Source organism: Microcoleus sp. S13_C3 (assembly GCF_036700905.1).
GTDB lineage: Bacteria > Cyanobacteriota > Cyanobacteriia > Cyanobacteriales > Microcoleaceae > Microcoleus.
The window spans coordinates 1-7,544 of sequence record NZ_JAUBPT010000244.1; the positions used below are offsets into that span (position 1 = coordinate 1).

The window sequence follows — 7,544 nt, forward strand, 5'->3', positions numbered from 1 at the left end:
GGAGTGTTTTTACTGACAATCCCAGCTTTTTTGCGAAAACGCGCGAGCTTAAACAAAATGGTACACCGCATATTTGTTTATAAGTGTATCATTTTGTCTATTTATTCGCTACCTAGGGACTAGCTCTGTAGTCCCCGATTCGGTAGCGATAGTACCCTGCATAATCTCCTTTGAGGGCTTTAATGTTAGGGTGCAACTGAGGAGTTTGTTCTAACTGCTCCAAACATCGGGCAATTTTCTTCGCTAGGGCTTTGTCAGCATTGACATAAACCTTTTGAGCATCAGGATGGAGGCGATCTTCCTACATCGGAGCGAAGTGTTCTCCAGGTTGTGTAATCAGTTTTAGGAGTTGCTTGATTTTGCTTAACTCGCTCTAGCAATCCAGAAATTTCCAAAAGTTCTTGAGTTGCAGCTTCGCTTTCAGCATTTGCTAAGTAAGCCGCAAAATCAGCAAGCACTTGTAATCGTTCTGGTGATAGTTGCTTGAGTAAGTCATTAAGCTGGCGGTGTAACTCTGCGGGTGATATCAAATCTGCTGACGAGCGATCGTTCATTTGGGAATTATCCGTGCTTTTTCCTTCATTTTACCTATAGGGTTTTTGTTTGTCAATCTCCTCGTCATACCCAAGTTAATATTTGATAAAAAATAAAGTAAAAAAAGTTGTTTTCCGTAGTATTTTATTTGAATTCCTGCTGAATACAATAAATTCCTTAAAGAAGATCAAAAATAAACCCAAGCAAATAATACTTCAAGAAGTATTAAGTAGGTAAGTATGGAGTTTTTGGGATAGTAAGTTGAATAACTTTTACAACTTGTTTTAAGTATAATATTTAGTGTATTTTTGACCAGATAGTAATTATCAAGCCTCAATTTTATTGACCCACATCGCAGCAGCAAAACGTCTTAGAAACGCTCAGCCTAAAATCACTTCCTTGCTACGTAGCCAACAATCTGAGTTTTCCATCGATCGCCCCACAATGACTTACCATCCGAATGACAGACCATACGGATGCAGCCGGACACGATCGAACTTGCGTTAAACTAAGTCAGGTAAATGACTTTCTATACAGATGACTATTTTTACTCTGCGATCGATCAAAAAAGACTTCGGCATCAAGGAACTCTTGACAGATGCCAGTTTCAGCCTGGATGAAGGCGATAAAGTCGGACTCATCGGCACCAACGGTTCCGGCAAATCAACCCTGCTGAAAATGATTGCGGGTATGGAGTCGATCGACTCTGGCGATCGCTGGGTCAATCCAGGGTCTACAATTGTCTATCTCCCCCAACAGCCGGATTTAGACGAAAATCACACTGTCTTAGAGCAAGTATTTGCTGACAGTGGCGAACAAATGGCTTTGGTGCGGGAATACGAGGAAATTTCCGATCAATTGTCCCACGGCAAAGGCGATACAGACAAGTTGATGGCGCGTCTGTCTGCGGTGTCTGAACGCATTGATGAGGTGGATGCGTGGGATTTGGAAACCAAGGCGAAATTGATTTTGACCAAGTTGGGGATTGAGGATTTTGATGCGAAAATTGCCGACTTGTCCGGCGGCTACCGCAAGCGAATTGCCTTAGCAACGGCTTTGTTGTCCGAGCCCGATGTGTTGCTGATGGATGAACCGACAAACCACTTGGATGCGCTGTCTGTGGAGTGGTTGCAGAACTATTTGAACGGCTATCGCGGTGCTTTGCTGCTGATTACGCACGATCGCTATTTTCTCGATCGCGTTACCAATCGCATCCTGGAGATCGATCGCGGCGACCTTTACAATTATGCTGGCAATTACGCTTATTACTTGGAGAAAAAAGCCTTAGCTGAAGAATCCGCCGCCAGCAGTGTTCGCAAACACGCGGGTGTATTGCGGCGCGAATTGGAATGGCTCAAACGCGGGCCGAAGGCGCGCAGTACCAAGCAAAAAGCTCGGATCGATCGCATTAAAGATATGCGAGCCCAGGAGTTCAAAACAGCCAACGGCAAAGTCGAAATTGCCACAGCGGGCCGCCGGATTGGTAAGAAGGTGATTGAGTTACTGAATATCTCTAAGGCCTATGGCGATCGCACTTTAATTAAAGATTTTACCTACAATTTCACTCCCGAAGACCGGATTGGAATTATTGGCTGCAACGGTGCGGGAAAATCGACGCTGATGGATATCATCACCGGACGCATTCAGCCGGATTCGGGTACTGTCGAAATTGGCACAACCATTCATATCGGTTATTTTGACCAGCATTCAGAGGATTTGACGCCGAACGAAGACCAGCGAGTTATTGAATACTTGAAAAGTGTGGCCGAGTTGGTGCAAACGGCGGACGGGGAAATCATTACCGCTTCTCAAATGTTGGAAAAGTTTCTGTTTCCACCGAACCAACAGTATGCACCGATTAACAAACTTTCGGGCGGGGAAAAGCGCCGGTTATTTCTCTTAAAAGTGCTGATGAGTGCGCCAAACGTGCTGATTTTGGATGAACCGACAAACGACCTGGACGTGCAGACTTTGGCGGTTTTGGAGGATTATCTCGAAGATTTTAACGGCTGCGTGATTGTGGTGTCCCACGATCGCTATTTTCTCGATCGCACGATCGACATGGTTTTCGCCTTGGAGCCTGGGGGCAATTTGCGCTTGTATCCCGGTAATTATTCCGTGTATTTAGATTACAAGAAAGCGGAAGAAGCCAAGGAAATCAAAGGGCAAAAAGAAAAAGAAAAACTTACACGCACCGCTGAATCTAACAATTCAAAATCCACAAGTTCCACTCAAAAAAATACCAAATTTTCCTTCAATGAGAAGCGGGAATACGAACAATTAGAAAGTCAAATTCCGAAGATGGAAGCTGAAAAAGAAGACATTGAGAAGATTTTGTCTAACAATGCTCCGAGCGGGTTTGCAGAGATGAAGAAGTTATCGGATCGTTTGGCTCAGTTGACGCAGCAGATCGATCGGGCGACGGAGCGCTGGTTGGAATTGGCCGAACGGGTGGGTTAATTTGGGGTTGCTGAAATTGGAAATATTTTAAGAGATGTTTTCGATGGCTTCATAAATTTAATGAGAAACGATAAATAGCTTGGGCAGTATATCGCTCTGAAAAGAAGATACACAGCACCCCAGAGCTGTTGACAAAAAATTGTGTGGGTGATATAAACAAGTTACCCAAAAACCTGGTTTTGTGACAAAAAAACTGCATTTGAGCTTTTAACTAGGAGTAAAAAACCCGGTTTATTTGATATTTCTGCGTCAGTCCTAGTATAAATAATCAATGCAGTAGTCTTACAAAAATTACCGCCAACAATCAACAACCCAATCCAGCATCAGGAATTTTCGTCAGTAATTTTGAGCAGAGTACATCTAACTTAAACCATCTTGGATGCAGAAATCCCATTAATTCCGGTAATTGCTTGATTGCAGTTCAATCGCCATAGCTAACAATCCGGTTTCTCAGCCGATTCTGCTCAGCGACTTTAAAAAAAATCATCTTAGTCCGAGGAATACGATCAGATGAACAACAATCGACTGAAAGCTCACACAATCTCAGCTCTGGTGAGCTTAGCATTAACTGCTGCCCTTTTTACCTATTCCCCAGTCGCCGCTCAAAATACTCCCACCAATTTCCCCGCAGCCGCAGCAATGCCAACCACCGCAGCCACAGCCCCGACAACACCGCCCCTAGACACTCCCAAAGCTGGTCTCAAAAGTCCTCCCAACGCTGACAAGCCAACAGAAGTTGCCATCGGTTTCTATTTGACCAACATCAGTCGCATTAATCAATCAGATGAAACTTTTGATGTCAGCGGTTATTTGTCGGCAACTTGGCAAGACCGGCGCCTAGCATTTGACCCCAATGCAGTTGGCGACACAGAAATTCGCTACACTCCCGAAAAAATATGGGAACCAGTTTTAACAATTGTCAACTCTCCATCAGCGGCGAAAAAAGGCGCGGTGGAATTAACCGCGCAGCCCGACGGCACCGTCACTTATTTAGAACTCGTTAACGCCACGGTATCGTCTGACTTAGATTTGAGAAAGTTTCCCTTTGATTCGCAAACAGCTAAGGTTGTTTGGGAATCATTGTCTTTTGATGACCGACGTGTAGTTTTCCAAAAAGATCCCAAGATGACTGGATACAGTAAGGATTCTTTCGTTTCTTTATCCGAATGGCAAATTCTTGACGGGAAAAGTACAGTCACTTCCAACAATTTTGAACTAGAAAATAAAACCTATTCGCGATACACTTTTGAACTTAACCTCAAGCGCAATTACCAGTTTTACCTATTTAAAGTCTTTAGTCCCCTGCTGCTAATTACGCTGCTTTCTTGGGCGACTTTTTGGATCGATGCAAACACGGCTTTTACCACTCAGATGAGTGTAGGCATGACCAGCACCCTTACGGCAATAACTTTTAACTTCACTGTTGCTAATGCTTTGCCGAGATTATCTTACATGACTCTGCTGGACGCATACATATTTATTTGTTATATCTTTTTCTTTTTGTCGATTCAGGCTAATGTCACCGTACATTTCTTGCTAAAAAACCACCAAAAACCAGATTTCACCGCTGGGATGATGCAAATGTTTCGCTGGATTTTCCCCTTAGCTTTTATCGTCTGTCAAGGGATAGTAATGACAATATTTTGGCTGTCATGAAGTAAAAATTGGGAATAGGGATTAAAATTATTGTCCAAAATCCAATTTTAAGCAAACGGACAAAGAAACTTAAGACGAGTAAAAGTCTGAAATCCTTGTCAAATCTGGAACGAGATCGGAAACAGCGGCAAAAAACCCGCTTTTTTTGCGATCGCCTCAAGTAAAGCTGTGTGTCAAAAACTGCGAAGCCCCGGAGGGTGGGGTTGACAAAAGCAGTAGAATGTGAAGTAAAAGTCAGGGTAAGCAAATAAGACTGGCAGCAGAAAACAGGGGCGAAAAGGCACAACACAGGTAAAACAAAAGTCGCTCGGGCAAAGTAAGTTGGCCGAGAACTAAAAATATGGTGATGGGTGAGATACAATTGACCTGTTCTTAACCAAGAATGGGTCAACATCACAAGTATCCTGTAGAAGTCTGAAGTTGAGAATCTCAGGGTTGTCGAGGAGCGGGAGCAAACAGAAAACTATGCCTCAAAAAGTAATCGCCAAACAGATGTCTTTGGAATCAGCGTCAGAGCCGATCGCCGTGAGGGCGACGGTGGAAACAGTGCCAGCCGAAGCAGTGGCAGTAGAGTCCTACGCAGATCGGTTGATGGACGAACTGTTTGAAGGAGTCGATGGAGCATTCGACGGTAGCGGCGGACTGCCATCGGAACCCGTGCAGCCAGAATTCGTGGCGCTCAAGTCGATCTCGGTACCTCAAATAGTTTTGTCGCAGTTGGCACCCCCCCAGCCGCAGCGGGACGAAAAAGACGTAGAAGCGATCGCCCGCCAAGTCGCCCTAGAAACAGCCAAAAAACAGCAGTCCAAACAATCATTCGACAGAATCCTGCTGGGAGCAGCCTGTGGGTCGCTGCTGCTAGTCATGGGGTTATGGCTCGCAAGCAGGTCGGGACTCGTGCGCTTGCCCGCCGCCCCCGCACCAGAGACACCCGCAGCAAGTGGCAAAACAGCACCAGATACCCAGTTTGTCGAATACGTGCAGCGCTCGCTAGAAGCGATCGAACAAAAAAAAGCACCCAAAGCTAACCCCCAACTTCCAGGAGTTCCCGGAACCCCCACGCCAGGGACGCTGCCGAGCATTCCAATTTCCGGCGCGCCGCCGGCAACCGCAGGTCTTTCGACCGCAGTCAACCGCATTGCTAATGCCCTCGAACAAGCTGCCTCGCAGCCGGGAGCACCAGCACCTCAAGTCGTAGTCATCCCTCCCCCCGCTCAGGTGACTGTGGCTCCGGCTGCTCCGGTAGCGGCTGCTCCTGGTGATCCTCAAACCAGCGCCGTTTCCCCCTCGCCTGCTGCTCCAGCCTCCGGTCGTGCGATCGCCGCTGCGGGTACTCGCTCTCCCCTCGCCGCTTCCCCTTCCCCCTCGGAGTCTCCCCAGCCAAAGATTTTGGCTCGCGAAACCGAACCGGCACCAGCGCCCCCAGCCCAGCAATCCGCGCCCGCGCAGGAGCAATCGGCACCGGCCGTCAGCAGGGCCCCAACTTCCGCGCACACGCTGGTAGGGATTTTGGAGTTGGGCGATCGATCGGCTGCTTTGTTTGAAGTAGACGGCGTAGCCCGCAGAATTTATGTCGGCGAAAGCATCGGCGCTAGCGGTTGGACGCTGGCAGAAATCAAAAATCAAGAAGCCGTTATCCGCAAAGGAGGAGATGTGCGATCGGTTTTTGTCGGCCAAAAGTTCTAATCAGTCATCAGTTATCAGTCATTAGTCATCAGTCATTAGTTATGACTTAGGTCATCGGTAATCAGTAATGGGCAGCGATCGGGCTGTATATGACGAGCAGTGAAAACAGTTATAATATAGGAACCGCCAAGACGTTCTTAATTGTTGAAACCATTGCTCTTATTGCTTCTTGCTTCTATCCGTTAAATCGCTTCCCCAATTCGTTACCGAACTTTCTTCTGCTATAACTAACAACTAATACCAATTTAATGTGAAGTTGCACATATCTCGATCCCCCTAAATCCCCCTGGTTGTTGGGGGACGAAAGAGAAGAATTTTGTCCCACCCCCTACTCCCCTCCGGCGGGGGGCGCCAGGGTGATCGGATTCTATGCAACCTCATAAAAAATTGGTATAAGGAGCGATAATCGATCGCCAGTGACTAAGAACCAATGACTAATAACTAATGACCAATGACTAATGACCAATGACTAATGACTAATGACTGAGGAATTATAAAAAATGGGCTTATTTGATGATTTCAGCCGCTTTCTAGAAACCCGATTAGAAGAATTTTTGCGTAGCAATCCCCATCTGGAATTGCAGGCAATAGAAGAACAACTGAAGGAACAAGAAGAAGACACTCTGCGGCTGATTCTCGATATCCAAAAACAAGAGAAAAAACTGCAAGCCGAAATTCTCTCGGCCGCCCAAGAAATTCAGCGCTGGAACGATCGCATCAACAAAGCTAAAGCTGCTCAAAGGCTCGATTTAGCTCAAGCCGCCCAAGAGCGGCAAGCAGCTTTGCTGCGTCAGGGAAATCAGCGCTGGGGGCAAATGCAAGGCTGCAAAGAACGGATTGAAAAAGCAAAAGAACTGTACCGCCAAATTCAAGTACGGCGAAAAGAAGTCCGAGCCAAAGCTGCAGAAGCTGCAGCTCGCCCTACCACTAAAACAGAGCCAAATTGGGATACAAAGGGTTGGAATCAGAGTTCAAATTATAACAGTTTTAATGCGGCCGATCCTTTAGAAGAAAAGTTTCAACGCTGGGAAGCAGACGAAGAACTCGATCGCATGAAGCGCAATATAGGCCGATAGTTACGAAAGCATTCCAATCCTTTAGGGACGGGTTCACCCGGAACTCGGATTCTTAATCCCACACTCCGCACTTCAATAACACTACATAGTATAGTACATTGCTAGGCCCGAATGAATAAGTAAAAATACTTA

The 7,544-nt window shown here is 46.3% G+C and carries 6 protein-coding genes; 4 read left to right on the forward strand and 2 right to left on the reverse strand.

What is annotated here, in order from left to right; translation table 11 throughout:
- Positions 1–112 precede the first annotated feature (112 nt).
- Together QUA16_RS37095 and QUA16_RS34605 are read right to left on the reverse strand one after the other, a co-directional pair.
- Positions 113–235, reverse strand: a complete 123-nt coding sequence (locus tag QUA16_RS37095; RefSeq protein WP_445252231.1) for a type II toxin-antitoxin system RelE family toxin — start codon at positions 233–235, stop codon at positions 113–115.
- A gap of 46 nt (positions 236–281) precedes the next feature.
- Positions 282–554, reverse strand: coding sequence for a hypothetical protein (locus QUA16_RS34605; RefSeq protein ID WP_333109122.1), 273 nt, complete (start codon positions 552–554; stop codon positions 282–284).
- Between the two features lie 517 nt (positions 555–1,071).
- Here QUA16_RS34605 and QUA16_RS34610 point away from each other — a divergent pair.
- The 4 genes from QUA16_RS34610 to QUA16_RS34625 all read left to right on the forward strand — a co-directional run bounded on the left by QUA16_RS34610 (position 1,072) and on the right by QUA16_RS34625 (position 7,412).
- Positions 1,072–2,994, forward strand: a complete 1,923-nt coding sequence (locus QUA16_RS34610) for an ABC-F family ATP-binding cassette domain-containing protein (protein WP_333109123.1) — start codon at positions 1,072–1,074, stop codon at positions 2,992–2,994.
- A 510-nt stretch (positions 2,995–3,504) separates the two neighbouring features.
- A complete protein-coding gene (locus tag QUA16_RS34615; RefSeq protein WP_333109124.1) occupies positions 3,505–4,650 on the forward strand; it encodes a hypothetical protein in 1,146 nt (381 codons plus the stop codon).
- Positions 4,651–5,115: 465 nt separating this feature from the next.
- On the forward strand, positions 5,116–6,336 hold the full coding sequence (locus tag QUA16_RS34620; protein ID WP_333109126.1) for a hypothetical protein: 1,221 nt from the start codon (positions 5,116–5,118) through the stop codon (positions 6,334–6,336).
- A gap of 500 nt (positions 6,337–6,836) precedes the next feature.
- Positions 6,837–7,412, forward strand: a complete 576-nt coding sequence (locus QUA16_RS34625; RefSeq protein WP_333109128.1) for a TIGR04376 family protein — start codon at positions 6,837–6,839, stop codon at positions 7,410–7,412.
- Positions 7,413–7,544: the final 132 nt, after the last annotated feature.